Source organism: Streptomyces sp. NPDC021225 (assembly GCF_044332865.1).
Taxonomy (GTDB): Bacteria; Actinomycetota; Actinomycetes; order Streptomycetales; family Streptomycetaceae; genus Streptomyces.
This window is the reverse complement of sequence record NZ_JBIRPV010000006.1, coordinates 674,566-701,469: the sequence shown is the minus strand read 5'-3', so window position 1 is coordinate 701,469 and position 26,904 is coordinate 674,566. Positions and strand designations below refer to the sequence as shown.

The following is a 26,904-nucleotide window of genomic DNA, read 5'->3' as shown; positions in this document are numbered from 1 at the left end:
AGGTACAGTTACTCGGCGTCGAGGTAGTCCCGCAGCGCCTGCGAGCGTGAGGGATGGCGCAGCTTGGACATCGTCTTGGCCTCGATCTGGCGGATGCGCTCGCGGGTCACCCCGTAGACCTGGCCGATCTCCTCCAGGGTCCGCGCCCGGCCCCCGAGGAGTCCGTACCGCAGGGAGATGATCCCGGCCTCGCGCGGGGTCATCTCCGCCAGGATGCTCTGGATGGTCTCCCGGAGCAGGCCGAACGTGACCATGTCCCAGGGCGAGGGCGAGTCGCCGTCCACGATGACGTCACCGAACTCGGTGCCGCTGTCCTCGGCGAACGCCATGTCCAGCGAGACGGGCTCCTTGGAGTAGCCCTGGAGCTGGATCAGCCGCTCCAGCGGCAGGCCCGCCTTCTCCGCCAGTTCCTCGGGCGTGGGCTCCACCCCGGTGTCCTGCATCAGCTCCCGCCGGGTCCGGGCCACCCGGTTCATGATCTCGACGGTGTGCACGGGTACCCGGATGGTGCGGCTCTGGTCGGCGAGGGCGCGGGTGACCGCCTGCTTGATCCACCAGGTCGCGTACGTGGAGAACTTGAAGCCCTTGGCGTAGTCGAACTTCTCCACGGCCCTGATCAGCCCGGTGTTGCCCTCCTGGATCAGGTCCAGGAGCTGAAGCCCGCGCCCGGTGAACCGCTTGGCGACGGAGACCACCAGGCGCAGGTTCGCCTCGATGAGATGGGCCTTCGCCCGCCGCCCGTCCTCGGCGAGCACGGTCAGCTCCCAGCGGATCTGCGGATCGAGGAGGGGCTCCTCGGCGAGCCGCTGTTCGGCGTACAGACCGGCTTCGATCCGCTTCGCCAGCTCCACCTCCTGCTCGGCGGTGAGCAGCCGGACCCGGGCGATGAGCCGCAGATAGTCCCGGACCTGGTCGACGGGGCCGTGGTCCACGGGGAGCCGGGGTTCGGGCGCGTCGGTGTCGTCGGCCTCCGCGGGCCGGAACTCCTCCGGGTCCCAGGCCTGGGCCGCCGCCCTCTCCAGCACGCTCATGAGGCCCCCAGCAGCCCGCCCAGGAACCGCCCGGTGTGCGACCGCGGATGGGCCGCGATCTGTTCCGGGGTGCCCTCGGCGATCACCTCACCGCCCCGGTGTCCGCCCTCGGGGCCCATGTCGATCAGCCAGTCGGCCGACTTGATCACATCGAGGTTGTGCTCGATGACCACGATCGTGTTGCCGCCGTCGACCAGCCGCTGGACCACCGTCAGCAGCCGGTCGACATCCGCGACATGGAGCCCCGTGGTGGGTTCGTCCAGCACATAGAGGGTGCGGCCGCGGGTGCGCCGCTGGAGCTCGGCGGCGAGCTTGACGCGCTGCGCCTCGCCGCCGGACAGGGTGGTGGCGGGCTGGCCCAGCTTGACGTAGCCCAGGCCGACGTCGTGCAGGGTCCTCAGGTGGCGGGAGATGATCTGGTGTCCGTCGAAGAACCCCAGGCTCTCCTCCACGGTCATGGCCAGGACGTCCGCGATGGACTTGCCCTTGTAGTGCACGTCGAGCGTCTCGCGGTTGTACTGCGCGCCGTGGCAGACCTCGCACGGGACGTACACATCCGGCAGGAAGTTCATCTCGACCTTGATGGTGCCATCGCCGAAGCAGTGCTCGCAGCGGCCGCCCTTGACGTTGAAGGAGAACCGGCCCGGCTGGTAGCCGCGCACCTTCGCCTCCGGGGTCTGGGCGAACAGCTTGCGCAGATGGTCGAGGACGCCCGTGTACGTGGCTGGGTTGGAGCGGGGGCTGCGGCCGATCGGCGACTGGTCGACCTGGACCACCTTGTCGATGTGCTCGATTCCGGTGACGGCGCGGTGGCGGCCGGGCACCTTGTGCGCGCGCTGGATCCGCTGCGCCAGGGAGGTCTGAAGGATGTCGTTGACCAGCGTCGACTTCCCGGAGCCCGAGACGCCGGTGACGGCGACGAACAGGCCGAGCGGGAATGACACCGTGACACCCCGCAGGTTGTGCTCGGAGGCGTCGTGCACGGTGATCGCGCGGCCCTCGGCCGGCTCCCGCCGCCGCTCGGGGACGCGTATCGCGCGCCGCCCGGACAGATAGGCGCCGGTCAGGGACTCCGCGTGGGCCAGCAGCTCCGCGACGGTGCCCGAGTGCACCACATGGCCGCCGTGTGCGCCCGCGCCCGGCCCGATGTCCACGGCCCAGTCCGCCGCCTTCAGGGTCTCCTCGTCGTGCTCGACCACGATCACCGTGTTGCCGCGGTCGCGCAGCCGCTTCAGCGTCTCGATGAGCCGCTGGTTGTCGCGCTGGTGCAGCCCGATGGACGGCTCGTCCAGCACATACAGCACCCCGGTCAGCCCGGCCCCGATCTGGGTCGCCAGCCGGATCCGCTGCGCCTCCCCGCCGGAGAGGGAGGCGGCGGGCCGGTCGAGCGAGAGATAGTCCAGGCCCACGTCGAGCAGGAACCGCAGCCGCTCGCCGATCTCGGCGAGCACGGCCTCGGCGATCCGCCGCTCGCTGTCCGTCAGCTCCAACCCCTGGGCGAAGGCGGCGAGCTGGTCCAGCGGCAGGGCGGAGGCCTGGGCGATGTTCCGGCCGCCGACCGTGACGGCCAGCACGCCGGGCGCCAGCCGGGCACCCGAGCAGGCCGGACACGGCACCTCGCGCATATAGCCGGCGAACCGGTCCTGGGAGGCCCCGGACTCGGCGCCCTCGGCGTAGCGGCGCTCGATGTGCGGGATGACGCCCTCGAACCGCGACAGATGCGACCGCTCGCGGCCGAACCGGTTCCGGTACGAGATGTGCAGCCGCCGCTCCGACCCGTTCAGCACCATGGTCCGCACGTCGGCGGGCAGTTGGCGCCACGGCGTGCCGGTGTCGAAACCGGCCTCGGCGGCCAGGGCGTCCAGCAGCCGGGCGAAGTAGTCGGCGCCGCTGGTGTTGGTCCAGGGCGCGATGGCGCCCTCGGCCAGCGACTTGGTGTCGTCCGGGACGACGAGGGAGGGGTCGACCTCCATCCGCGAGCCGAGGCCCGTGCAGGCGGGACAGGCGCCCCAGGGCGCGTTGAAGGAGAACAGCCGGGGCTCCAGCGACTCCAGACCGACGTCATGGGAGCGCGGGCAGGCCATCTTCTCCGAGAACACCAGCTCCCGTTCGCCATCGGCGGGGTCCCGGTCCACGAACTCGACCCGCAGCACACCGCCGGCGAGACCGAGCGCGGTCTCCACGGACTCCGTCAGCCGCTGCCGGATCCCCGGCTTGACGGCCACCCGGTCCACCACCACATCGATGGAGTGTTTCTTGCGCTTGTCCAGCGCGGGCGGCGTGGCGAGCGCGAGAACCCGGCCGTCGACCCGGACCCTGCTGAACCCGTCGGTGGTCAACTGCCTGAAGATCTCGGCGTGTTCGCCCTTGCGGTCGCGGACGACCGGAGCGAGCACCTGGAAGCGGGTGCCCTCGTCCTCGGCGAGCAGCCGGTCGACGATCCGCTGCGGCGTCTGCCGGCTGACCGGCTCGCCGCACTCGGGGCAGTGGGGGCGGCCGATCCGCGCGTACAGCAGCCGCAGGTGGTCGTAGACCTCGGTGATGGTGCCGACCGTGGAGCGCGGGTTGCGGCTCGATGTCTTCTGGTCGATGGCGATGGCCGGGGACAGCCCCTCGATCACATCGACGTCCGGCTTGTCGAGCTGCCCGAGGAACTGACGCGCGTACGCCGACAGCGACTCGACGTAGCGCCGCTGCCCCTCCGCGAAAATGGTGTCGAACGCAAGGCTTGATTTACCGGATCCCGATACGCCGGTGAATACGATCAGGGCGTCCCGGGGCAATTCGACGGAGACGTCGCGCAAATTGTGCTGGCGGGCACCCTTGACGACGAGCCGATTTCTCAATTTCGAACCTCAGACATTGCGCAAGCGGCCACGCCGGAATACATCCAGCGGCGGATGAGAACTGCCGAGATTCCACGGTAACAGCGCGTCAACGCTGGTGAAGGCCTATGCGTGGACCCCTTTCGGTGTGATGAATATCGCCCTTGACGAAGAAGTCGACGATGTGGGCAATGGAATCCGAAAGGCGCCCGGAAAAATTCGCGATCGGCTTGCTTTCCCGGCGAATCCGTGAGCAATGGCGCGGGCGCCGGGCCGCTCTCTGCGGGACATCGGGCACCCTGTGTCCTATGACGCCGTCCATCTGCTGTCCCAGGCGGTCGGCCAGGCCCGGCTGCACGACCCCGACGTCAACCGGGAGTCGGCCCTCATCGCCCTCGGCGCCGGTGTCACCTTCGACGGAGCCACCGGCTATGTCTCTTACGACCAGGGCAGCAACGCACCGCCCCGCGACAAGACCCTGGTCCTGCTGCGCCAGCTGGGACAGCGGCCGGAGGCCGTGGTGGCCTGCGGGGCGTACCGGCAGGGGGCGTCGAGCCGCGAGGCGGGCCCGCCCTGCGCGCGCTGACCCGGCTCGTCGACGCCCACGACGTCCAGCCCGGCGGACGGGACTACGAGCGTGGACGGCTGCTGATGGCGGAGGACGTCAACGCGGCGATCCGGGGCGCCGTCGCGGCGGGCGCCACCGACATCACCGTCAACGACGCACACGGCTCGATGCGCCGGAGACCCTGCATCCGGCGGCGCGCCTCGTCCGGGGCAGGTCCAAGCACATGGGCATGCTCGAAGGTCTCACCTCCGAGCACGACGCCATGATCTGCGTGGGCTACCACGCGCGGGCGGGTGCGCTCGGGGTGCTGAGCCACAGCTTCATGGGCCACGAGATCGAGGACATCTGGCTGGACGGCCGGCCCGTGGGCGAGATCGGTCTGGCGCACGCCACCGCGGCGGCCCTGGGCGTGCCGATGGCGGCTCTTACCGGTGACGACAGCGCGTGCGCGGAGACGGCGGAGTGGGACGCGTCCGTCACCACGGTTGCCGTGAAGTACGCCCGCGACCGCTTCGCGGCGGAGCTGCGCCCGGCGGACGAAGCCCGTGCGGCCATCGAGAAGGCGGTCGCCGCCGCGCTCGCCACGCCGCGGGCGGCGCTGCCGGTGGCCTCGGGCCCGGCCACCCTCAGCGTCCGCTGGCAGTCGGCCTCGGTGGCCTCCACCCTCCTCGGCATTCCGGGGGTCACCGCGACGGACACCCGGACCGTCCAGGCGCGGGGCGCGCTGCCGGGCCTGTACCGGCTCTTCGGCGTGTGGATGCGGGTGGCGGCCTCCCTGACCGACCAGCCGCCGTACTGCTGACGGGCGGCCCGTAAGCGGGTCCGCCCGCCGTCTCCAGGGGCACGGCGGCGGTCGCCCAACTCGGCGCTTGCATGAACATGCGTGGTCATGCATACTTCTGCCGTGTCCAAAGTTCTCACCTCCCTGCCTGTCGGCGAGCGCGTCGGGATCGCCTTCTCCGGTGGTCTCGACACCTCGGTAGCCGTCGCGTGGATGCGCGACAAGGGTGCGGTGCCGTGCACCTACACCGCTGACATCGGCCAGTACGACGAGCCCGATATCGCCTCGGTGCCGGGGCGCGCCACGGCCTATGGCGCGGAGGTCGCCCGGCTGGTCGACTGCCGCGCGGCCCTCGTGGAAGAGGGTCTCGCGGCCCTGGCCTGCGGGGCGTTCCACATCCGGTCCGGTGGCCGCAGCTACTTCAACACCACCCCGCTCGGGCGGGCGGTAACCGGCACGCTGCTGGTACGCGCCATGCTCGAGGACGATGTCCAGATCTGGGGCGACGGCTCCACCTTCAAGGGCAATGACATCGAGCGGTTCTACCGCTACGGTCTGCTGGCCAACCCCTCCCTGCGGATCTACAAGCCGTGGCTGGACGCCGACTTCGTCAGCGAGCTCGGCGGCCGCAAGGAGATGTCGGAGTGGCTGGTCGCCCACGGTCTGCCCTACCGGGACAGCACGGAGAAGGCCTACTCCACCGACGCCAACATCTGGGGCGCGACGCACGAGGCCAAGGCGCTCGAGCACCTCGACACAGGCATCGAGCTCGTCGAGCCGATCATGGGCGTGCGGTTCTGGGACCCGTCCGTCGAGATAGCGGCCGAGGACGTCACCATCGGCTTCGAGCAGGGCCGGCCGGTGACGATCAACGGCAAGGAGTTTGCCTCCGCCGTCGATCTGGTGCTGGAGGCCAACGCCATCGGCGGCCGCCATGGCCTGGGCATGTCCGACCAGATCGAGAACCGTGTGATCGAGGCCAAGAGCCGCGGCATCTACGAGGCCCCGGGCATGGCGCTGCTGCACGCGGCGTACGAGCGGCTGGTCAACGCGATCCACAACGAGGACACCGTCGCCACGTACCACACCGAGGGCCGGCGGCTCGGCAGGCTGATGTACGAGGGCCGCTGGCTGGACCCGCAGGCGCTGATGGTGCGCGAGTCGCTTCAGCGCTGGGTCGGCGCGGCGATCACCGGCGAGGTGACCCTGCGGCTGCGGCGCGGTGAGGACTACTCCATCCTGGACACCTCCGGGCCGGCGTTCAGCTACCACCCGGACAAGCTCTCCATGGAGCGGACCGAGGACTCCGCCTTCGGGCCGGTGGACCGGATCGGCCAGCTGACCATGCGCAACCTCGACATCGCCGACTCCCGCGCCAAGCTCGAGCAGTACGCGGGGCTCGGGATGGTCGGCAACTCCCACCCGGCGCTGATCGGTGCCGCGCAGGCGGCCTCGACCGGGCTGATCGGTGCGATGCCCAAGGGCGCGGCCGAGGCGATCGCCGCCTCGGACGGCCAGGTGTCGAACGACGACCAGCTGCTCGACCGCGCCGCGATGGAGTTCGGCGCCGACTGACCGGCCCCGGTCACTCACGCATCACGCGGCGGCCCTCGCCCGGTTTCTTCCGGGTGAGGGCCGCCGCGTTTCCCGTTCCGCTTCCTTCCGCGGGCGCGGGCGGTTCAGGGGAAGCTGACGTTCTGGGCCAGGGAGAGCCGGCTGGAGTAGTTGACGGTGTTGGTGGCGCGGCGCATATACGCCCGCCAGGCGTCGGAGCCCGACTCACGGCCGCCCCCGGTCTCCTTCTCGCCGCCGAAGGCGCCGCCGATCTCCGCACCGGAGGTGCCGATGTTGACGTTGGCGATGCCGCAGTCGGAGCCCTCCGCGGACAGGAAGATCTCGGCTTCCCGCTGGTCGCGGGTGAAGATGCTGGACGACAGGCCCTGCGGGACGTCGTTGTGCAGCGCGATGGCCTCGTCGAGGGTGTCGTAGGTCAGCACGTACAGGATCGGGGCGAACGTCTCCTCCCGTACGACGCCGGTCTGCTCGGCGACGCGGACGACGGCAGGCTCGACGTACGCGGCCCGGGGCGCGGTGTCGGCCAGCCGCCGGTCGCCGCCCGCCTGGATCTCGCCGCCCTGGGCCCGCGCGCGGGCCAGGGCGTCGCGCATGCCGTCGAGGGCCGCGGTGGAGATGAGCGGGCCGACCAGCGTGGTCCCGTCGAAGGGGTCGCCGATGGGGAGCTTCCGGTAGGCGGCGGCCAGGCGCTCGACAAGGCCGTCGGCGATGTCCCGGTGGACGATGAGGCGGCGCAACGTGGTGCAGCGCTGTCCCGCCGTACCGGCCGCCGCGAAGACGATGCCCTGGACGGCGAGGTCCAGGTCGGCGGAGGGGGCGACGACGGCCGCGTTGTTGCCGCCGAGTTCCAACAGGCTGCGGCCGAAGCGGGCCGCGACGCGGGGGCCGACCTCGCGCCCCATGCGGGTGGAGCCGGTGGCGCTGACGAGCGCGACCCGGGGGTCGTCGACGAGCGTCTCGCCGATGGTGCGGTCGCCGAGCAGGAGGCGGTGCACGTCGCGGGGCGCGCCGGTCTCCTCGGCGGCCCGGGCCAGCAGATGGGCGCAGGCCAGGGAGATCAGCGGGGTCAGCTCGGACGGCTTCCAGACGACGGTGTCGCCGCAGACGAGGGCGATGGCGGTGTTCCAGGACCACACGGCGGCGGGGAAGTTGAACGCCGAGATGACGCCGGCCACGCCGAGCGGGTGCCAGGTCTCGGCGAGACGGTGGCCGGGACGCTCGGAGGCGATGGTGCGCCCGTACAGCTGGCGGGACAGGCCTACCGCGAACTCGCAGATGTCGATCATCTCCTGCACCTCGCCGAGCGCCTCGGAGCGGATCTTGCCCGCTTCGATGGTCACGAGGTCGGCCAGGTCGCTCTTGTGCTCGCGCAGCGATTCGCCCAGCCGGCGGACGAGTTCACCGCGGCGCGGGGCGGGTGTGGTGCGCCAGGTGAGGAAGGCCGCGCGGGTGGCCGCGAGGGCCTGGTCGGCGTCACGGGCGGTGGAGGCCGTCAGGCCGAGGAGGTTCTCCCCGGTGATGGGCGTCCGGGCGGGGAGGCCGGTCCCTTCCGGGACGGTGACACCGATGCGCTCGAGGGCGGTCAGCGCGCGTGCGCGCAGGTCGTCGGTGGTGGGCAGTGCGGTGCTCGGCATGAGGGGTCCTCGTGGGTGTGAGAGGTCAGCGAAGCGTGCCGTCGAGTTCCAGCTCGCCGGCGACCCGCGCCAGGGAGCGGTTCTGCTGCTGCTCATAGAGGGCGTAGGGGTCCAGGACCTCGTGTCCGATGGCTTCCGAGAGCCATCCGGCGTCGTACGCGGTGCCCTCGTGGTCGTTGTTCCGCGTGCCCTCGCCGCTGAGGTTGGACTGGAAGATCCCGGCCGCGGAGCGGGGCAGGAAGTCCTCGTAGACGATGGGCTCGGCGCGCACCCAGCCGCGCTCCACCAGGGCGCCGAGGTCGGCGGGCGGGCGGCTGCCGTCCCGTGGCCGGCCGGGGGCCACCCGGTAGGTGAAGTAGGCGAGGCCTTGGGCGGCGAGCTCCCGCTCGGCGCCGGGCATGTGCCGTTCCCACACGGCGCGGGCGAGGTCGCCGCGGTCGGCCTCGGGGTGGTCGGCCGCCCGCTGGTCGACCAGGGTGAGGAGTCGGTCGTAGAGGGCGCGGCCTTCCCGGGTGAGGGCGATGCCGCGGGCCTCGACCTCGCCGAAGCGCACCCGCAGGGCGCCGCTGACGACACTGCCGTCGGGGGTGCGGTGGGCGCGGGGCTCGGCGAGGGCGCGGAAGGAGGTCTGGCGCAGCAGGACGTCGGGGCCCCGCCACTTCGGCGGGCCCTGGATGGTGTCGATCATCTCGATGCCGCGCTCGGTCATCCGCCGGTAGAGCTCGTCGATGTCCAGCACGCGCGGGGTGAGGTGGTTGATGTGGGTGCTGCGGACCCCGCCGATGTCGGCTGCGACCGCGGAGATCCGCTCCAGGGTCTCGTACCACGCCGCCTCGACGGGCTCGGGTGACAGCTCGAAGGCGTGCACGGCGAGCCGCAGAAAGCGCTCGGCGTCCGCCTCGGGCAGCTCCCGCTCCGCCGCGGCGCGGTCGGCGAGGGCGAGCAGCTTTGCGGGGAACAGTTCACGGCCGGCGAGGAAGGTTTCCAGGCGGGAGCGGAGGTCGGCGTCGAAGAACCGCGGGTCGGCGGGGGTGAGCATGGAGGTGAAGACCCGGAAGGGGTTGCGGGCCAGCTCCTCGCCGTCGACGGGCCGGAAGGCGGTCGAGACGACGGGGACGGCGCTGGCGGCGGCCTCGCGCAGGTCGTAGAAGCCGACCGGGTGCATGCCCAGGGCGGCGAAGACGCGGGCGACCTGCCGCAGCTCATCCGGGGTGCCGACCCGGATGGCGCCATGGCGCTCGGCGGTCACCCGGCCGATGGATCCCAGGCGCTCGGCGTCGGCGCCCCGGGCGCGCAGGACGTCCTCGTTGACCTCCCGTGAGACATCCACCAGCGTGGTGTAGGCGGGGACCTCCTGCCCGTACATCTCCGAGAGCCGCGCGGCGAAGGCGGCCCGCAGCCGCCATTGGCTGATCATCGATTCCTGGCCTTTCGGTCGGGGGTTCACACCACGGTTCAGACCACATGGGCCTCGGGCCGGGTCCCGGTGCCGGCGCGCCGCGCACCGCGGTCACCGGCATCGACGGCGCGCGAAGCGGCCCCCCGGGGGCGCCGGCACGTCGTGGAACTCAGCCGTCGAGCAGGGCGCGCACCCACCGGTCTTCGCGCCGCTCGATGTATTCGGCGTCGCTTCGCCAGGCATCGCCGTGGCCCTCGGCCCACAGGGTCGCCCACGGCTGGTTGCCCCGGGCGGCCTGGTCGCGCAGGAAGTCGTGCATGGCACGCGTACGGCGCCCCAGCAGGGGGACCAGCCGACGGCGCTCGGCTTCGTCCAGGCCGTACGCGTCCGCGAAAACCCGCAGCCGCTCCGCGGCATCCCGGCGTCGCCAATCCGGGTGCGCGGACAGCGGGATGAAACCGTGCATGGCGTACGCGACATCCCACAGGCGGGACCCCGGGCCTGCGGTGTCCCAGTCGATGAAGGCCCACTGGTCCTCGTCACCGACCACGAGATTCCACGGGGCGAGGTCCTGATGGGCGATGATGTCGCCGCTCTCGGCGGGCATCAGCACCTGCCAGCGCGCGTCGGGCGGCGGCGTGAAGTCCCGCACGGCCTCGTGGTAGTCCCTGATCAGCCGTGCCACGCGGGCCAGTCGCCGGGCGGGCTCCAGAGCCCAGAACCGGTCGGGCCACACCACCTGTCCCGGCATGAAGGTCAGGACCTCGCGCCCCTGATCGTCGATGCCCAGGGGGCGGGGAGCCGCCCGGAACCCCACCTCGTGGAGATGGGCCAGCAGGGCGTGCACCGCGGGAGTCCACGGCCCGACCGGGCGGCGGACGGTGTCTCCGACACGGACGACGCCAGCGCTGACGTTCCCGCCGGACAGCGGCTGTTCTTCATCGTGATACACGGAGACAGTGTGCCCAGTTGCGCGGCGCCACACCTCGCGCACGCTGACGCGCCGGTGGGCGCCGTTGGCCCCTCGGACACTTACCGGGGTAAACCGGGCACATGGCACTCACCCGGCTGGACGCCCGGCTCCTCGCCCAGGACCAATTCCCCGGAATCGGCGACGGCCTCGGCCACAACGACGGCTGGCTGGTGCGCGACCGCGCGAACTGGCTGGTGGCGGAGGCCGAGGACGGCATCGTGGCGGGCCGTGTCGCCCAGGACACCTCCCGCGTCTTCGCCGAGCGCCGTCACCGTCTACGAGCCGGACGGCCGGGTGCGCTGGGTGTACGCGCACCTTCCCTGGCCCGACCGGACGATCGGCTCGGGAGCCTGCTGCCCCGACGCTGCCGTCCGCCTCCGTGGGCCATATGTTCCAGCAGTCCCTCACGGACCCCGCTCAGCTGTTCCTCGACTGGTGGGAGGGCGATGTCCTGCGCGCCCAACAGATCGGCATGACGGAGGAGCCGTTCGCCGGGCTGAGCCTGGGCGGGGCGTTTCTGAAGCTGGACGTGGGCGGGGAGTGGCTGAGCCGGTACGCGCCCGGGCAGGCCGATGTCACCGTGGAGGCGAAGGACGTGCTCCCCGACGGGCTGCGCTTCGTCGGCTTCCGCCCCGGGTTCCTGGACCGGGACCGCGTCCTGGTGGCCGTGGCCGAGGAGCAGTGGTCGCCGGAGGCCTGGCACCTCATCTGCGACGGCCACACCCTGGTGCCGCTCGCCGAGGTCGGCTACCCGGGAACCGGCTGCCTCGACCCGCTCGCGCTGGGCGACGGCACCTGGCTGACGGCGCACGGCGACACCGTACGGCGCTGGCGCAGCGCCTGATCGCGGGTGCGTCCGGCCCGGGTGCGCCGACCCGGGTGCGCCGGCCGGTCACGCGCCGGAGGCGGCCCTGCCGAGGAAGCGGATGTGGGGGCGTCCCTCCGGCCCGTCGGAGGTGACGACGGAGCGCACACCGTAGACGTCCGCGATGAGGTCCTCGGTGAGGACGTCGTGCGGCGTACCGCGGGCCACGACGCGGCCGGCCTTCAGGACCACCAGCCGGTCGCAGTACATCGCCGCCAGGTTCAGGTCGTGGAGGGCGATGACGGTGGTCACGGGCAGGGCCGCGACGAGGGACAACAGGTCCAGCTGGTGCTGGATGTCGAGGTGGTTGGTCGGCTCGTCCAGCAGGAGTTCGCGCGGCTCCTGGGCGAGCGCCCGGGCGATCTGGGCACGTTGGCGTTCGCCGCCGGACAGCGTGTGCCAGGACTGGTCGGCCCGGTCGGCGAGCCCGGTCCGCTCGAGGGCGCCGCGTACCGCGTTCTCGTCCGCCGCCGACGGCGCCGACCAGGCGCGGCGGTGCGGGATCCGGCCGAGGCCCACGACATCCCGTACGGTCAGCTCGGCCTGGGTCACGGCGTCCTGTTCGACGACGGCGACACGCCGGGCGACCGTCCTGCGCGGCAGGTCGCCGAGCGGGTGGCCGTCGAGGGCGACGACGCCGGAGGACGGGGCCAGCACCCCGGCCAGCAGCCGCAGCAGGGTGGACTTGCCGGAGCCGTTGGGCCCGAGCAGCCCCGTGCAGGAGCCCGGTGGCGGGGCGATGTCGACGGCGTCCAGGACGAGTCGGCCGCCCGCGGTGCGCGCCAGCCGCTCCGCGCGCAGGCCGGTGGTCGTGGTGCCGGGGCCGCCGGTCATACGGTGGTCGCCTTCCGGGTGCGGTAGAGGATCAGGACGAACGCCGGTACGCCGATGAGCGAGGTGACCACGCCCACCGGCACCTCCTGCGGTTCGAGCACGGTGCGGGCCAGGGTGTCGACCCACACCAGGAACACCGCCCCGGCCAGCGCGGTGAGCGGCAGCAGACGGCCGTGGGCGGATCCGGCGAGGGCGCGGGCGGCGTGCGGGAGCACGAGCCCCACGAAGCCGATGGCCCCGGCGCAGCTGACCAGCGCCGCGGTCAGCAGCGCGGTGGCGGTCAGCAGGATCAGCCGGGTACGGGCCACGTCGACGCCGAGCGTGGCCGCCGCGTCCCGCCCGAACGCGAAGGCGTCGAGCGCGTGGGCGTGGACGGCGCACACCAGCAGGGTCACGGCCAGCACGGCCAGGCACACCCACACCTCGTCCCAGGTGGCGCCGCTGAGCGAGCCGAGCAGCCAGAACAGCACACCGCGGGTCTGTTCCGCGTCGGCCGCCGTCATCACCACGAAGGAGGTGAGGGCGGAGAACAGCTGCATCGCGGCGACCCCGGAGAGCACGATCCGGTCCGTCGTGCCGCCCAGGACATGGCTGAGCAGCAGGACGAGGATGAACGAGGCCAGGGCGCCGACGAAGGCGCCCGCCGAGATCGACACGGCCCCGCCGCCGACCCCCAGCACCACGACGAAGACCGCGCCCGTGGAGGCTCCGGAGGAGACGCCGAGCACAAAGGGGTCGGCGAGCGGGTTGCGCAGCATCGACTGCATCACCGCCCCGCACAGCGCGAGCCCCGCCCCGCACACCGCGGCGAGCAGGGTGCGCGGCAGCCGCAGGTCCCAGACGATTCCGGCCCGGATCGGCGTCAGGTCGGAGGTGCCCCAGCCCAGATGGGCGGCCACCACGGCCCAGACGTCGGCGACGCCGATGCTGGCCGGGCCGATGGTGATGGCCACCGCGACCGAGGCCAGCAGCGTGGCGAGCCCCGCCGCCCACAGCACGGCGCTCCTGAGCCGGCGGCTTCCGGGGGGCGCGGCTCGGCGAGGGGCCGTGTGGCGTGGCGTCACCTGGCTCGGTGTCACTTGGCGTGGCGTCACCTGGCGAGCCCGAACGCGCGCAGGGCGGCGGCGGTCTTCTCGATGCCCTCGACCGTGCGGATCGACGGGTTCATGGCCTGCCCGCTGAGCAGGACGTACCGCTTGTGCCTGACCGCGTCCATGGTCCGTGTGACCGGGTTGGACTCCAGGAACTCGATCTTCTTCGCGGCGGTCTCGGCCGACTCCTGCTCGCGTGAGAGATCGCCGATGACCAGGACATCGGGGTCGCGGTCCGCGATCGCCTCCCAGTTGATCTGGGGCCACTCGTCGTGGCGGTCGTCGAAGACGTTCTCGGCGCCCAGCGCCCGGGTGATGATGCCGGGCGCGCCACAGCAGCCGGCCAGGTACGGGGCGTCGGAGTTGGCGAACCAGAAGAGCATGGTGGTGCCGGAGGCGTCGATGTCCTCGGTCGCCGCCTTCACCCGGGCCTTCAGAGCGCCGATCAGCCGCTCGCCCCGCTTCTCCACCCCGAAGACCGTGGCGAGGTCCCGGATCTCCCGGTAGATGTTCTCCATGGTCAGCGGGGTGGCGCGGGAGCCGTCGCCGTCACCGGTGTTGTCCTTGGCGCAGTCGGCCGGGGAGACATAGGTGGGCACGCCCAGGTCCTCGAACTGCTGGCGCGTGGCCACGCCGCCCTTGCCCAGGGTGGACTCGAACGAGGCGGACACGAAGTCCGGCTCCTGGTCCAGCACCTTCTCGAACGAGGGGGCGTTGTCGGCGAGCCGGTCCACCGTGGCGTTGGCCTTCCGCAGGCCCTTCAGCACCGGGTCGGTCCAGGTGGCCGTGCCCGCCATGCGGTCGGCCAGGCCGAGCGAGAGCAGGATCTCGCTGCTGCCCTGGTTGAGCGACACCGCGCGCCGGGGCGGCCCGGCGATATGCACCGTGTGGCCGCAGTTGGTGAGCGTACGCGGATATCCGGCGGCGGCGCGGTCCGACGGCCGGTCGCCGTTCGGGGTGGCGTCGGCGCAGCCGGCCAGCGTCAGGGTCGTGGTCAGGAAGAAGGCGGTGAGACGGGCGGGGCGTGCTATCGGCACGGACGTTCCTCTGCATGACGGGGCTCAGCTGCGGAGCCGGTCGTACGGTGGTGTTTCCCAAGGCCGGTCCGGTGAGGGCCGCGGCACCCGGCCGGGGCCCGATGGGCACGGGCACGGCGGTGTCGGGTGTGTTCGGCCGTTGCCGGACGGTGTGTTCGGCCGTTAGCGGAGGAGCAGCGGCAGGGCGCCGGAGAGGACGGCCGGTGTGCTCGGCGCGGGCGCGGCGGACTGGGCCATGCTGAAAACCTCCTGGGGAACACGCGTCCCGGTTGTCGGTGCTCATACGACGGCGCAGGGTCTGACTCGCCCGGCGGCCGCCCCGCAGCACGGGGCCTCCGCCGGACACACAGTGGCGCGACCGTGCCGGATTCCCACCGGCTTCCGTCACGCCGTCGTTTGTCCATGAGACGTTAGCGCGCGCCGGGCCACGACCGCTACGCGGCACCGCGGGACGGAACATGCCCTCACGTGGCCTACGAGACGCACGGACGCCGCGGCCGGATCCCCCGCATGGCGCTGCGGGGAAAGACTCGGTGCGCTGGCGGACAAGAGTTGACCGGTGGCCGACCTAGGGTGACCCCAGCAGCCGGGAGATCTCCACGATCTTCCCGGCAATTCCCCATTCCTTACCCCCACACCTCGGGAGAGCCAGATGTCGGATGCCGTCGTGCCGCCGGTCCAGCCTGTCCTGGAGCCGGCCGCAGCCGCCTTCGCCGAAGCCACCGCCAACCCTCCGTACCTCTTCGATCTGGCCCCGGCTGAGGGCCGCGCGGCGGTCGACGAGGTGCAGTCCGGCGAGATCGACAAGCCGGCGGTCGACGAGGAGTGGATCACGGTGGCCGGCGGCCCCACGGGCAGCGTCCGGGTCCGCATCGTCAAGCCCGCGGGCAGCACCGGGGAGCTGCCGGTGATCATTTACATCCACGGCGCCGGATGGGTGTTCGGCAACGCCCACACCCATGACCGCCTGGTCCGCGAGCTGGCCGTCGGCGCGAACGCGGCGGTGGTCTTCCCGGAGTACGCCCTGTCGCCGGAGGCCCGGTACCCGGTGGCCATCGAGCAGAACTACGCGGTCGCCCAGTGGGTGGTCCGGGAGGGCGGGTCCAAGGGCCTGGACGGCACCCGGCTGGCCGTGGCCGGCGACTCCGTCGGCGGCAACATGACCGCGGCCCTGACCCTGATGGCCAAGGAGCGCGGCGATGTGCCGCTGGTCCAGCAGGTGCTGTTCTACCCGGTCACCGACGCGAGCTTCGACACCGGCTCGTACCACCAGTTCGCCACCGGCTACTTCCTGCGCCGGGACGGCATGCAGTGGTTCTGGGACCAGTACACCACCGACGAGGCGCAGCGGGCCGAGATCACCGCCTCGCCGCTGCGCGCCACGACGGAGCAGCTGACGGGTCTGCCGCCGGCCCTGGTGATCACCGCTGAGGCGGACGTCCTGCGGGACGAGGGCGAGGCCTACGCGAACAAGCTGCGCCAGGCCGGTGTCCCGGTCACCGCCGTGCGCGTCCAGGGCATCATCCACGACTTCGTCATGGTCAACGCGATGCGCGAGACCCACGCCGCGCAGGTCGCCATCAAGCTGGCCGCCGACACGCTGGGCACCGCGCTCCAGAAGCGCTGAGAAGCCGACCAAGGCCGAGCAAGGCCGAGGAGGGCACTCCGCCGCAGCGTCCCGACCGGGGCCCGCGGCGGAGTGCGTCCTGCCGCTCCTGGCCCTGCTCTACTGGACCACCGAGCACCGGGCGGCCCGCCACACCGCCGGCTGACGGCCGGCCCCGGCCCGTACGCGAGCCCCGCACCCCGGACAGCGGGGGCGGCGCTCGCGGCCCGCTGCCGACCGGGGTCAGGCGAGGTGTCGCAACAGGGCGGCGGCCGCCGGGGGTGTCTCCCCCCGGGGCCACACCGCCATCACGTTCCAGCGCGGCGGGCGCCGGTCGAACCTGCGCAGGGTCAGATCGGGGAAACGAGCGGCGATGGACTCCGGCATGACGCACACCCCGAGGTCGTGGCGGACGAGTTCGGACGCCGCGACGATGTCGTTGACCTCGAAGGCGGTGCCGCGCTCGACCAGGGCGGCCCGGAAGGCCCGGTCCACCGCGCCGCGGATCGCCCAGCCGGGTGTGAAGTCGATGAACGGCATCCGGGCGATCTCGGCGAAGGTGACCCGGTCCTCCTGGGCGAAGCCACGCGCGGGCGAGGCCGTGAGCACCATCTCCTCGCGCACCAGCGGGCGGGTCACCAGCCCCCGCTGCTGCTGGCGGTCCAGGGCCACCACGGCGAGGTCCACCGTGCCGTCGCGCAGCGCCTGCCGGATGTCGGCCACCGGGGCCTGCCGGAGCCGGACCACCACACGGGGGTGTTCCGCCCGCAGCGCGGCCAGCGCGCGGTGCAGACCGACCCAGACTCCCTGCATGGTGCCGACCGTGACCTGCCCGCGCAACTCGCCGCGCGCCACGTCGACCGCGGCCCGGGCCTGCTCGGCCGCCCGCAGCGCCGTGCGGGCCGCCGGCACGAACGCCTCTCCGGCCGGGGTGAGGGAGACCCGGTGGGTGGTGCGTTCGAACAGCCGGGTCCCCATCTCCTTCTCCAGCGCCCGGACCGTGCCGGACACCGCCGACTGCACCACGTGCAGGCGCCGCGCCGCCGCGGTGAAGCCGCCTTCCTCGGCGACGGCGACGACGACCTCCATCTGCCGCAGATCCATACCCACTCCCGAGGGACGGTGCGCTGTCGGGCAAGGCCCGGTGCGCACACCGGCACACCGTCCTCACCTCGCGGTCTAGGGTGGCACCGAGCGTGACCCCCGCACCGCCGACGCCGAATGGAACACGATGACACAGCCGGCCGCAATTCCCGTCGTCCGCCGAGCCGACCAGCTCCACCGCTACGAGATCCTGGTCGACGGCGAGCTCGCCGGCTTCACGGAGTACCGCGACCACGACGAGCAGCGGGTCTTCTACCACACCGAGATCGACGACGCCTTCGCCGGGCAGGGCCTGGCCTTCCGCCTCGTCCAGGAGGCGCTGACCGACGTACGCGACACCGGGCACCGCGCCGTGCCCGTCTGCCCCTACGTGGCGAAGTTCCTGACCAAGCAGACCGAGTTCGCCGACATCACCGACCCCGTCACTCCGGAGATCCGGCAGTGGCTCCGCACGGCGCTGCGCTGACGGCCGTCCCGGCGCCGGACGGCCTCCCGTCCAGGTTTCAGCGACGACTGGCGGCCCTGAACTGGTCCGCCACCGCGCACCTGCTCTACCGTGCACTCACCAGCACGTCGTACGGGGGGATTCATGCACACTCAGAACACGGCCGCGCAGAGCGACCGGAGCACACCGGACACCCAGCCACCGGGGCCCGACGAGCAGCCCACGCCGCCCGCCCGGTCCCGGGGTGCCGCGCTGGTCGGCTGGGTCGTCACCATCGCCCTGAACGTCGTCGCGCCGATCGTCACGTACAACGCGCTCCACGACCACGGCTGGAGCGAGTTCTCGGCGCTCCTGGTCAGCGGCGCCTGGCCGGTGCTCGACAGCGCCGTTCACTTCGTGTGGCGCCGCCATCTCGATGAATTCGCCGTCGTCACCCTGGTGTTCCTGGTGATCTCGGCCGTGATGTCGCTCGTCGGCGCGCACTCGGCCCGCGCCCTGCTCGTCAAGGACTCCGCCGTCACGGGGCTGTTCGGGCTGCTGTGCCTGGCCACGCTGCTGGCGCCGCGCCCCTTGATGTTCTACTTCGGGCGCAAGTTCGCCACCGACGGCACCGAGGCGAGCACCGTCTGGTGGAACGACCTGTGGCAGTACGAGGGCTTCCGCCGGACCATGATGACGATGACGGCGGTCTGGGGCGTGGCGTATCTGCTGGAGGCCGGGGTCCGGGCCGCGCTCGCCTACGTGCTGAGCACGGACACCATGGTGGTCCTGAGCCCGGTCCTGATCTACGGAGTGCTCGGCGCCCTCGCCCTGTGGACGGGCTGGTACGCCAAGCGGTCGCAGCGCAAGGGCGAGGAGCTCGCCGCCGCGGCCGCGACCGCCCAGTGAGCGTCAGCAGATGCTCTGGCTGCTGTTCACCAGCCGGTTGTTGCGGAACTCGGTGTTCTCGCCGCAGGGGCTTTCCCGGATGGCCGAGTTGGTCACGGTGAGTTCTGCACGGTGATGTCCCGGTTGTTGGCGAACTCGGTGCGCGCGGCGAGCCGGATCTCGCCGCCGCCCGTGACGGTGCCGCTCTGCGCGGCGAGGTTCACGTTGTAGCAGTTCTCGATCAGAACGGCGTTGTTGCCGGTGTCGGAGATCGTCACCCGGTCGATGACCGCGCCACCGCTCTCGGAGACACAGAACACACCGCGCCCGCCGCCGCGCGCGATGACCTCGCCCACCCGGATGTTGGTGGGATAGGAGCTGCCGACCCGGCCGTTGCGGTTGGCCATACGGAAGGCCGCGTAGCCGGTGCCGGCGCCCGCGTTGTCCGCGTCGACCTTGGTGACCGTGGCGTTGATGGTCTGGTTGAGCAGCAGCCCCGACTCGCCCACGTTCCGCGCGGTGACCGTGCCGATCGTGATGCCGTCCACCCCGTAGGTCTCCACCGCGTGGCTGGAGGCCCCGGAGACATAGACGTTGTCGATCCTGACGTTCTTCGTCCACTGGCTGGTGTCGCCGCGGTTGTCGATCCGGACACCGAGCCCGGCCGACAGCCGCATGTCGATCTGGCCGAGCACCACGTTCTGGACGTTCCGCATGAAGATCCCGTACAGCGGGCTGCCGGTGAGCTTGAGGTTCTGGATCTCGATGTCCCGTGCGCCACGTGCGTAGACCGGCGCCTGGTCCCCGGAGCCGCTGCCGGTGACATTGATCGTGCCGCAGACATCCAGCGTCGTGTAGCTGGGCAGCGACACCCGGGAGTTGGCGCTGATGGAGCCGGAGCCGCGCACCACGACCCGCTCCTTGGACGTGCGGCCGGCCGTGAGGCTGTTGATCGCCGCCTGCATGGCGGCCCGCATATCGGTGCCCGTGTACACGACGCCGCTCCCGCGCCGCGCGGTCCAGGTGCTGCCGCTCAGCACGGCTTCGGCCTGGTACGAACCGTCACCGCACGCCGCGAGCCGCGGCGAGGCTTCGGCAGACCCGGCCCGGCCCGGATCCGCCGCGGCCACGGCCGACGGGCTCAGCCCGGAGCCGAGTGCGAGGAGGGCGACGGCGCCGGTCAGGGCGGCTCGCGTCCGGCGGGGCGCCCGGGAAGGGGGTGGTGCGGCTCTGCGTCCCATCTCGTCATCTCCTGTGTGGGGGTGATCACCCATGTCGAACGATCGACAGCACCCGTCGGGGTGCGGGGGAACAGGGAGGAGCAAGCGCTTTCTAGCAGTGTGGCCGCGAGTCTGGCAGTGCCCCGTCCGAGCGTCAAGGAAGTGTGCGGGACGAGGTGTCAGCCGTTCGGCCGCCACCCGCCGTTGCTCCGGCGACCCCGCACCGGAGATGTGTCAGAAGTGTTGACCGCAGCCTGAAAACGTTTTAACTTCCCCTCACTTCATACCCACAGCCGAGGAGGCTCCGTGGCAGCGTTGCTACGTGAGCGCCCTGAGAAATCGACGGCAAGCCGCCCTTCCCGTCACCTGTCAGGCGCTTCAATCCAGCGAAAAGGTTTTCACAGACGCCGTAGCCGGACGCTGTTCTGGCTCATGGTGCCCGGGCTCGCGTACTTCCTGGTGTTCCACTACGGCGCCCTCGTCGGCAACGTCATCGCCTTCAAGGAGTACGTGCCCTTCGACGGCCTCTGGGGCAGCCCGTGGACCGGCGTGGAGAACTTCCAGCGGATGATGGAAGACGGCGCGTTCTGGGACGCGGTGATCAACACCCTCTGGATCGCGATCCTCCAGCTGGTCTTCTACTTCCCCGTCCCGCTCGCCCTCGCGCTGCTGCTGCACAGCCTGACCTGGTCCACCGTGCGGCGCTTTGTGCAATCGGTGGTGTATCTGCCGCACTTCATCTCATGGGTGATCGTCGTAGCCCTGTTCCAGCAGGTCCTCGGGGACACGGGTCTGGTGAACGGCTACCTCGGCGACGCCGGTCTGCACACCGTCGACATCATCGGAAACCCGGACGCCTTCAAGCCGCTGGTGGTGGCCCAGGTGATCTGGAAGGACGCCGGCTGGGGCACCATCATCTTCCTGGCCGCGCTGTCGCAGGTCGACGAGCAGCAGTACGAGGCCGCCGCGATCGACGGGGCGGGGCCCTGGCGGCGCTTCTGGCATGTCACCCTGCCCGCCATCCGCCCGGTGATCATTCTGCTGCTCATCATGCGGCTGGGCGACATCCTCTCCGTGGGCTTCGAGCAGATGCTGCTCCAGCGCGACGCGGTCGGCCCGCAGGCCGCCGAGATCATCGACACCTTCGTCTACTACCAGGGCATCGTCGGCGGCGACTACGGGTTCGCGGCGGCCGCGGGCCTGTTCAAGGGCCTGGTCGGCGCGCTGCTCGTCTACGCGGCCAACAAGGTCGCCCACCGGCTCGGGGAACAGGGGGTCTACAAGTGAGCGCCACGGTGCGGCCCGGCTGGATGGAGAAGCCGAAACCCCTCACACAGGCCGGCAAGGCCGTCGCCCTCGTCGCCGTCGTGCTGCTGGTCTGTGTGCCGTTCCTGGTGATCCTGTCGACCTCGCTCGCCTCCCAGCGCGAGGTGGTGGCCAACGGCGGCTGGGTGCTGTGGCCCGAACACCCGACCCTCCAGGCGTACCGCGACATCCTCGACGGCGGCATCGTCACCCAGGCGCTCGGGGTCAGCGCGGGCGTCACCGTCATCGGCACCCTGCTCAGCCTCGCCTGCACGGTCACCCTCGCCTACGCGCTGTCCCGCCCCGGTGTCTTCGGCGGCAGACCCGTACTCCTGCTGGTCCTGTTCACCTTCCTCTTTCCGCCCGGCATGATCCCGAACTTCCTGCTCGTCAAGGAACTCGGACTGCTCGACTCCTACGCCTCGCTGATCCTCCCGGTGCTGATCAACGTCTTCAACCTGGTCGTCCTGCGCGGCTTCTTCCACGCCATCCCCGAGGAGCTGTACGAGGCGGCCCGGCTGGACGGCGCCGGAGACCTGCGGGTGCTGTGGTCGGTCGTGCTGCCCCTGTCGAAGGCCGCGCTCGCCGTCGTCGGCCTGTTCTACGCCGTCGCCTACTGGAACTCCTGGTTCTACGCCTCGCTCTACCTCGAAAGCGACCACTGGCCGCTCCAACAGGTGCTGCGCACCTATGTGGTGACCGGCGCCGGGCTCACGGACACCACCACCGGAGAAGCCACGGTGAACGCGCCGCAGACGATCCAGATGGCCATCCTCGTGATCGCCACCGTGCCGATCCTGCTCGTCTACCCCTTCCTCCAGAAGTACTTCACCAAGGGCGTGCTCACCGGCGCCATCAAGAGCTGAGCCCGCAACAGCCAGCAGCCTCACGAGCCGCACCCAGAAAGGTCCCCCGCCCATGCCCAGCATGTCCCGACGCACCCTGCTGCGCTCCATGACCACCGGTGGAGCCGCGGTCTGCCTCCCCGGTCTGCTCACCGCCTGCTCCACCGGTTCGGACGACGGCGATGTCTCCAACGCGGGCAAGAAACTCGCCGCGTGGCCCGCCTACAAGGCGGCCTCGGGCGCCAAGCCCGACCTCGCCGCCACCGAGTCGGGGGTCCAGCCCGGCTACACCTCCTACCCCGCCGATCTGGCCACCTCGGTCGCGCGCACCCCGGGCGACGGCTCCACGGTCAAGGTCATGTCCGTCACCTTCGGCACCCCGCCGAAGGGGCGGGGGCAGAACCAGTACTGGCGGGCCGTCGAGAAGGCCCTGGGCGTCAAGATCGAGTTCACCATCGTCTCGCAGGCCGACTACCAGAAGAAGATGGCCACGGTGATGGCGGGCGACCCCGATTCGCTGCCGGACATCATCAACGTCTTCTCCGGGTTCGTCCTTCCCCGCGAAGCGCAGTTCGTGCAGCGCAGGGCCGAGGACCTGACGCCGTTCCTGTCGGGCGAGGCCGTCAAGGACTACCCCAACCTGGCGGGCATCCCCACCCACGCCTGGCGCGACATGGGCCGCGTCGGGGGCCGCATCTACGGCATCCCCCTCGAACGCCCGCTGCCCGGCTCCACGCTGTGGCTCAACCAGGGCATGTTCCGCGACGCCGGCATGAAAGAGGGATGGACCTCCCAGGACTTCGCCGACGTCGCCAAGAAGGCCACCCACGGCAAGGCCTACGCCCTGGGCGCGTCCACCGGTTCGCTGTTCGGCAACGCCGTGCACTCCGCGGCCCACAACGCCCCGCAGGGCTGGGCCGTGGACACCAAGGGCACCTTCCGCCCGAACTTCACCGATGAGCGGTACAAGGCCGCGATCGCCTACCAGGCGCAGCTCCGCAAGAACGGCTCGTACCACCCCGACGCCACCTCGCTGTCGGCGGTGGACCTGAACACCCTGTTCCTCAACGGCACCGCCGGCTCCATGCAGAACGGCTTCGGCTCCTACCAGACCCTCTACCCCGACTCCAAGGGCCTGCTCACCCCCGCCCCCGCCCTGCCCTACGACGTGGACGGCACCCCCGGCGGCATCGTCGCCGCCCGCCGCTCCTTCGGCTACACCATCCTGAAGAAGGCCAAGAAGGAACGCGTCGAACTGCTGCTGCGCCTGCTCGACTACCTGGCCGCCCCGTTCGGCACCAAGGAATGGGAGCTCATGCACTACGGCCTGGAGGGAGTGCACTTCACCCGGGACAAGGACGGCGCGCCGAAGACCACCAAGCTGGGCCAGGTGGAGAACGTCAACAACCTCCCCTTCAAGTATCTGGCCGAGGGGCCGCAGGTGCTGTTCGTGCCGGGCAGGCCCGAGGTCGTACGCGCGCTGCACGCCTGGCAGCAGAAGGTGGTCCCGGTCGCCATCCGCAACGCGTCGTACGGGCTCCAGTCCCGCACCTCCACCGCGCAGGGCACCACCCTCAGGGCCCTCATGGACGACACGATCACCGCGGTCATCGCCGGGCGCTCCCCGATGTCCGAGTACGACGCCGCCGTCAAGACCTGGCGCTCCCGCGGCGGCGACAGGATGGCCGAGGAGTTCGCCAAGGACTACGCCGCGAACAGCTGAGACGGCACCGACGACCACGTGGCGCGAGGAGATGAGGGAACGGCATGGCGGCAAGGGGGCGGGCCACGATCCGCGATGTGGCGGAGCGGGCGGGCGTGTCCGCGGCCACCGTCTCCCGCGCGCTGAGCGGCAACCACCCGGTGCCGCCCGCCACCCGCACCCGGGTGCTCCGCGCCGCGCGGGCCCTGGACTACGTGGCCAACGCGCACGCCCGCGCACTGGTGGGCGGCGGCCGCAAGATGGTCGCCGTCGTGCTGCGCCAGGTCACCAACCCCTTCTACGCGAAGGTCGCCGAGGGGGTCGAGGCCGAGGCGACGGCCCACGGCCGGCTGTGTCTGGTCGGCAGCACCGGGGGCGACCCGCAGCGGGAGCTGGAGTTCGTGCAGCTCATGCGGGAGGAGGGCGCCAGCGTGGTGATCCTGGCGGGCGGCGTCGTCGAGGACGACGCCTACCGGGAGCGCGTGGCCCACTACGCCCACGCCCTGGCGGCCGCGGGCTCCCGGCTGGTGCTGTGCGGACGGCCCGCGCCCGGCCCGGACATCCCCGCGCTCGTCGTCGAGTTCGACAACGAGGCCGGCGCCAGGGCCATCACCGGCCACCTGGTCTCCACGGGGCACCGGCGGATCGTGTTCCTGGGCGGGCTGCCCGGGAACACGGCCCTGGACGCCCGGGTCGCCGGCTATCGCGCCGCGCTCGCCGCACACGGCCTGCCGCCCGCGGCCGCACATGTCGTCGACTGCGGCCTCGGCCGCGCCGCCGGACACCGTGCGATGGCCGAACTGCTCAGAGACGGAACGGAGTTCACCGCGGTCTTCGCGGGGGACGACATGGTCGCCGCCGGAGCGCTGCGGGCCATCGCCGAGGCGGGCCTGCGCGTACCCGGCGACATCTCCCTCGTCGGCTACAACGACATCCCACTCGCCCAGGACTTCAACCCCCCGCTGACCACCGTCCACACCCCCGCCGAGGAACTGGGCCGGGTCGCGGTACGGATGGCCCTGCGCGATCCCGAAGAGACCGCCGACACCCACCAAGTGCTCGGCACCCACATCGTCGTACGCGACAGCGTGGGACCGCCCTCGCCCGAACGCGCACAGTGACACACGGAGGACCCGACCCGGCATGACCGCGCCGCATCTCTCGGTCGACACCAACCACCCGCCGCGCCCCGACACCCGGCTCTCGCCGTACACGGGCTACACCCGCGCGCACTGGGAGGCCGCCGCCGACCGCCTGCTGACCGCACTCGTCCCGTATGCCTCCCCCGGCCTGGCCCAGTACCGGCTCCCCGGGCCGGCCAGCTACTCCGGCCCGTGGTCGGACGGGCTGGAGGGCTACGCCCGCTCGTTCCTGCTCGCCGCCTTCCGGATCGCCGGCGCCGGCGGAACCGACGCCCCCGGCTCCACCGTGATCCAGGGGCTCGTCGAGCGCTACGCCGCCGGTCTCGCCGCCGGCACCGACCCACGCCACCGGGAGCGCTGGCCCCCCATCGCCGACCGCGCCCAGCCCATGGTGGAGGCCGCCTCCATCGCGATCGCCCTGCACGAGACCCGCCCCTGGATCTGGGACCGGCTGCCCGACGCCGTACGCGGGCGGACCGCCGAGTGGCTGGGCGGCTTCGTCGGCGCCACCGCCAACGACTCCAACTGGCGCCTCTTCCAGGTCATCACCGAGGAATTCCTCGCCTCGGTCGACGCGCCGCACGAACGCGCCGAGATCGACGCGGGCCTGGCGCGCCTGGACGACTGGTACCGGGGCGACGGCTGGTACACCGACGGCGACGGCCGGAAGTTCGACTACTACAACGCCTGGGCCCTGCATCTGTACCCCGTCCTGTGGGCGCGCATCGCCGGGCCACGCGCCGACGCCGCCCGGGTCGCCGAACACCGCGCCCGGCTGCGCCGGTTCCTCGACACCCACCAGTACTTCTTCGGCTCCGACGGCGCCCCCGTCCACCAGGGCAGGTCCCTCACCTACCGCTACGCCACCACCGTGCCGCTGTGGGCGGGCGCCCTCACCGACGCCACCCCGCTGCCGCCCGGCCGCACCCGCAGGCTGGCCTCGGGCGCCCTGAAACACTTCGCCGACCACGGCGCGCCCGACGCGAACGGCCTGCTGAGCCTGGGCTGGTACCGCCCTTATCTCCCGGTCGTCCAGCCCTACTCCGGCCCCGCCTCCCCGTACTGGGCGAGCAAGGCGTTCCTCGGCCTGCTGCTGCCCGCCGACCACCCCGTGTGGACGGCCACCGAGGAACCCGGCCCCGTCGAGACCGCCGACCGGTGTCTCGCCCTGCCCGCCCCGGGGTGGCTGCTGCACTCCACCGCCGCCGACGGGATCGTCCGCCTGGTCAACCACGGCAGCGACCGGCTGCCGCCCCCGCCCGCCCCCTCGCAGGACAGCCCGCACTACACCCGGCTCGGGTACTCCACCGCCACCGCGCCACAGACCCCGCCCGGCGATGAACCGCCCGGCCCCGACAACCACATCACGCTGCTGTACCCCTCGGGCCCGTCCCGCCGGGGCCGTGTCCATCCGCTGTACACCGAAGGCCGTCGCGCGGCGTCGTGGCACACCCCGCTCGGCGCGGACGGCGACGGGGGGCGGCACACCATCGCCACGGGCAGCGTGGTGCGCGGTCCCTGGGAGGTGCGGGTGCACAGCGTCCAGGCCCCGCCCGGCACCACCGTGCGGGAGGGCGGCTGGGCGGTGGCCTGCGACACCGCTCCACCGGCCGTGGACACCGGCCCCGGCTGGGCGCTGGCCCGCCGCCCCGACGGCCTGACCACCGCGCTCGTGGGTCTCCTCGGGTGGGCGGACGGGCCCGAACCGCCCAGCGGCGAGGTGGCGCGGGCGCGGGGCCACAACGCCTACGGCCACCACTCGGCCACTCCCCTGCTCACCCTGGACCGCCACCCCGGCGCCACCCGGCTGCTGGTCACCCTGGTCGTCCTCACGGCCGACCCCGCGGTGTGCCGCGACCTCCACGCCGCACGCTCCCGCGCCCGGGCGCAGTTGATGCCTGACGGCACGGTGGAGGTCCGGTTCCCGGACGGCGTGGTCGAGCGGGTGGCCCCTCCGAAGGGCGGCGGCGCCGGCACGCCGGACGCGGGAACGTGATGGCCGCCGACGACGATTTCGACAGGGGATGGCATGCCCGCGGGGCAGCCGCGGGCATG

Annotated in this window: 20 protein-coding genes, 2 pseudogenes and 1 riboswitch; of the genes and pseudogenes, 12 read left to right on the top strand and 10 right to left on the bottom strand. The window is 71.9% G+C overall.

What is annotated here, in order from left to right; all coding sequences use genetic code 11:
• Positions 1 to 8: 8 nt before the first annotated feature.
• Both ACH4S9_RS28820 and uvrA read right to left on the bottom strand, forming a co-directional pair.
• Positions 9 to 1,031, bottom strand: coding sequence for an RNA polymerase sigma factor (locus ACH4S9_RS28820; RefSeq protein ID WP_398374427.1), 1,023 nt, complete (start codon positions 1,029 to 1,031; stop codon positions 9 to 11).
• A complete protein-coding gene (gene uvrA / locus ACH4S9_RS28815) occupies positions 1,028 to 3,877 on the bottom strand; it encodes an excinuclease ABC subunit UvrA (RefSeq protein ID WP_398374426.1) in 2,850 nt (949 codons plus the stop codon). The genes ACH4S9_RS28820 and uvrA overlap by 4 nt, the downstream gene beginning before the upstream one ends.
• Positions 3,878 to 4,157: 280 nt before the next feature.
• On the opposite strand from uvrA, the gene ACH4S9_RS28810 reads away from it, so the two are divergent.
• From ACH4S9_RS28810 to argG, 3 genes and pseudogenes are all read left to right on the top strand, one after another.
• Entirely contained in the window at positions 4,158 to 4,442 is a 285-nt protein-coding gene (locus tag ACH4S9_RS28810) for a hypothetical protein (protein ID WP_385337348.1), read from the top strand.
• Positions 4,430 to 5,226: pseudogene (locus ACH4S9_RS28805) on the top strand (M55 family metallopeptidase). Before ACH4S9_RS28810 ends, ACH4S9_RS28805 begins: the two are co-directional and overlap by 13 nt.
• Before the next feature lie 102 nt (positions 5,227 to 5,328).
• Positions 5,329 to 6,780: an argininosuccinate synthase gene (gene argG / locus ACH4S9_RS28800; RefSeq protein ID WP_311723265.1), complete on the top strand. Its 1,452-nt coding sequence runs from the start codon at positions 5,329 to 5,331 to the stop codon at positions 6,778 to 6,780.
• A gap of 104 nt (positions 6,781 to 6,884) precedes the next feature.
• Here the strand turns inward: argG and ACH4S9_RS28795 are convergent, their stop codons facing one another.
• The 3 genes from ACH4S9_RS28795 to ACH4S9_RS28785 form a co-directional block, all read right to left on the bottom strand.
• Complete coding sequence (locus tag ACH4S9_RS28795; RefSeq protein WP_398374425.1) at positions 6,885 to 8,414, bottom strand: aldehyde dehydrogenase family protein; 1,530 nt, start codon at positions 8,412 to 8,414, stop codon at positions 6,885 to 6,887.
• A gap of 25 nt (positions 8,415 to 8,439) precedes the next feature.
• Positions 8,440 to 9,831: a 2-oxoadipate dioxygenase/decarboxylase family protein gene (locus ACH4S9_RS28790; protein ID WP_398374424.1), complete on the bottom strand. Its 1,392-nt coding sequence runs from the start codon at positions 9,829 to 9,831 to the stop codon at positions 8,440 to 8,442.
• A gap of 151 nt (positions 9,832 to 9,982) precedes the next feature.
• Entirely contained in the window at positions 9,983 to 10,765 is a 783-nt protein-coding gene (locus ACH4S9_RS28785) for an aminoglycoside phosphotransferase family protein (protein ID WP_311723268.1), read from the bottom strand.
• Between the two features lie 409 nt (positions 10,766 to 11,174).
• Here ACH4S9_RS28785 and ACH4S9_RS28780 point away from each other — a divergent pair, with 409 nt between their 5' ends.
• Positions 11,175 to 11,630, top strand: coding sequence for a hypothetical protein (locus tag ACH4S9_RS28780; RefSeq protein ID WP_398374423.1), 456 nt, complete (start codon positions 11,175 to 11,177; stop codon positions 11,628 to 11,630).
• Positions 11,631 to 11,678: 48 nt separating this feature from the next.
• On the opposite strand, the gene ACH4S9_RS28775 is transcribed toward ACH4S9_RS28780, so the two are convergent.
• The 3 genes from ACH4S9_RS28775 to ACH4S9_RS28765 are packed head-to-tail and all read right to left on the bottom strand — an operon-like array spanning position 11,679 to position 14,562.
• Positions 11,679 to 12,485, bottom strand: coding sequence for an ABC transporter ATP-binding protein (locus ACH4S9_RS28775; protein WP_311723270.1), 807 nt, complete (start codon positions 12,483 to 12,485; stop codon positions 11,679 to 11,681).
• Entirely contained in the window at positions 12,482 to 13,564 is a 1,083-nt protein-coding gene (locus ACH4S9_RS28770; RefSeq protein ID WP_398374422.1) for a FecCD family ABC transporter permease, read from the bottom strand. Before ACH4S9_RS28770 ends, ACH4S9_RS28775 begins: the two co-directional genes overlap by 4 nt.
• Before the next feature lie 11 nt (positions 13,565 to 13,575).
• The gene (locus tag ACH4S9_RS28765) at positions 13,576 to 14,562 is read right to left on the bottom strand and encodes an ABC transporter substrate-binding protein (RefSeq protein ID WP_398374449.1); all 987 of its coding nucleotides are present in this window, start codon (positions 14,560 to 14,562) and stop codon (positions 13,576 to 13,578) included.
• 321 nt (positions 14,563 to 14,883) lie between these two features.
• Positions 14,884 to 15,022: riboswitch (cobalamin riboswitch) on the bottom strand.
• Between the two features lie 243 nt (positions 15,023 to 15,265).
• On the opposite strand from ACH4S9_RS28765, the gene ACH4S9_RS28760 reads away from it, so the two are divergent.
• Positions 15,266 to 16,240, top strand: a complete 975-nt coding sequence (locus ACH4S9_RS28760) for an alpha/beta hydrolase (protein WP_311723271.1) — start codon at positions 15,266 to 15,268, stop codon at positions 16,238 to 16,240.
• Between the two features lie 222 nt (positions 16,241 to 16,462).
• Here ACH4S9_RS28760 and ACH4S9_RS28755 read toward each other — a convergent pair whose 3' ends face one another.
• Positions 16,463 to 17,323 (bottom strand): LysR family transcriptional regulator, encoded by an 861-nt coding sequence (locus tag ACH4S9_RS28755; RefSeq protein ID WP_311723272.1) that lies wholly within the window; start codon positions 17,321 to 17,323, stop codon positions 16,463 to 16,465.
• A gap of 127 nt (positions 17,324 to 17,450) precedes the next feature.
• On the opposite strand from ACH4S9_RS28755, the gene ACH4S9_RS28750 reads away from it, so the two are divergent.
• Positions 17,451 to 17,789 (top strand): GNAT family N-acetyltransferase, encoded by a 339-nt coding sequence (locus ACH4S9_RS28750; RefSeq protein WP_311723273.1) that lies wholly within the window; start codon positions 17,451 to 17,453, stop codon positions 17,787 to 17,789.
• 123 nt (positions 17,790 to 17,912) lie between these two features.
• On the top strand, positions 17,913 to 18,656 hold the full coding sequence (locus ACH4S9_RS28745; protein ID WP_311723274.1) for a VC0807 family protein: 744 nt from the start codon (positions 17,913 to 17,915) through the stop codon (positions 18,654 to 18,656).
• Between the two features lie 3 nt (positions 18,657 to 18,659).
• Here ACH4S9_RS28745 and ACH4S9_RS28740 read toward each other — a convergent pair.
• A pseudogene (locus ACH4S9_RS28740) lies at positions 18,660 to 19,876 on the bottom strand (hypothetical protein).
• A 411-nt stretch (positions 19,877 to 20,287) separates the two neighbouring features.
• Between ACH4S9_RS28740 and ACH4S9_RS28735 the strand changes: the two are divergent.
• The 5 genes from ACH4S9_RS28735 to ACH4S9_RS28715 are packed head-to-tail and all read left to right on the top strand — an operon-like array spanning position 20,288 to position 26,845.
• On the top strand, positions 20,288 to 21,142 hold the full coding sequence (locus ACH4S9_RS28735) for an ABC transporter permease subunit (RefSeq protein ID WP_358844806.1): 855 nt from the start codon (positions 20,288 to 20,290) through the stop codon (positions 21,140 to 21,142).
• Positions 21,139 to 22,026: a carbohydrate ABC transporter permease gene (locus tag ACH4S9_RS28730; protein WP_398374420.1), complete on the top strand. Its 888-nt coding sequence runs from the start codon at positions 21,139 to 21,141 to the stop codon at positions 22,024 to 22,026. Before ACH4S9_RS28735 ends, ACH4S9_RS28730 begins: the two co-directional genes overlap by 4 nt.
• Positions 22,027 to 22,078: 52 nt before the next feature.
• Positions 22,079 to 23,728, top strand: coding sequence for a sugar ABC transporter substrate-binding protein (locus ACH4S9_RS28725; protein WP_398374419.1), 1,650 nt, complete (start codon positions 22,079 to 22,081; stop codon positions 23,726 to 23,728).
• 44 nt (positions 23,729 to 23,772) lie between these two features.
• Positions 23,773 to 24,828 carry a LacI family DNA-binding transcriptional regulator gene (locus ACH4S9_RS28720; protein ID WP_311723278.1) on the top strand — a complete coding sequence of 352 codons (1,056 nt, stop codon included), beginning with the start codon at positions 23,773 to 23,775 and terminating at the stop codon, positions 24,826 to 24,828.
• A gap of 22 nt (positions 24,829 to 24,850) precedes the next feature.
• Entirely contained in the window at positions 24,851 to 26,845 is a 1,995-nt protein-coding gene (locus tag ACH4S9_RS28715; RefSeq protein ID WP_398374417.1) for a DUF2264 domain-containing protein, read from the top strand.
• Positions 26,846 to 26,904 lie beyond the last annotated feature (59 nt).

Coding starts and splice junctions, on each gene's coding strand:
- ACH4S9_RS28820 (WP_398374427.1), bottom strand. CDS start 1,031: ATGAGCGTGCTGGAGAGGGCGGCGGCCCAGGCCTGGGACCCGGAGGAG.
- ACH4S9_RS28795 (WP_398374425.1), bottom strand. CDS start 8,414: ATGCCGAGCACCGCACTGCCCACCACCGACGACCTGCGCGCACGCGCG.
- ACH4S9_RS28790 (WP_398374424.1), bottom strand. CDS start 9,831: ATGATCAGCCAATGGCGGCTGCGGGCCGCCTTCGCCGCGCGGCTCTCG.
- ACH4S9_RS28780 (WP_398374423.1), top strand. CDS start 11,175: ATGTTCCAGCAGTCCCTCACGGACCCCGCTCAGCTGTTCCTCGACTGG.
- ACH4S9_RS28775 (WP_311723270.1), bottom strand. CDS start 12,485: ATGACCGGCGGCCCCGGCACCACGACCACCGGCCTGCGCGCGGAGCGG.
- ACH4S9_RS28760 (WP_311723271.1), top strand. CDS start 15,266: ATGTCGGATGCCGTCGTGCCGCCGGTCCAGCCTGTCCTGGAGCCGGCC.
- ACH4S9_RS28755 (WP_311723272.1), bottom strand. CDS start 17,323: ATGGATCTGCGGCAGATGGAGGTCGTCGTCGCCGTCGCCGAGGAAGGC.
- ACH4S9_RS28750 (WP_311723273.1), top strand. CDS start 17,451: ATGACACAGCCGGCCGCAATTCCCGTCGTCCGCCGAGCCGACCAGCTC.
- ACH4S9_RS28745 (WP_311723274.1), top strand. CDS start 17,913: ATGCACACTCAGAACACGGCCGCGCAGAGCGACCGGAGCACACCGGAC.
- ACH4S9_RS28735 (WP_358844806.1), top strand. CDS start 20,288: ATGGTGCCCGGGCTCGCGTACTTCCTGGTGTTCCACTACGGCGCCCTC.
- ACH4S9_RS28725 (WP_398374419.1), top strand. CDS start 22,079: ATGCCCAGCATGTCCCGACGCACCCTGCTGCGCTCCATGACCACCGGT.
- ACH4S9_RS28720 (WP_311723278.1), top strand. CDS start 23,773: ATGGCGGCAAGGGGGCGGGCCACGATCCGCGATGTGGCGGAGCGGGCG.
- ACH4S9_RS28715 (WP_398374417.1), top strand. CDS start 24,851: ATGACCGCGCCGCATCTCTCGGTCGACACCAACCACCCGCCGCGCCCC.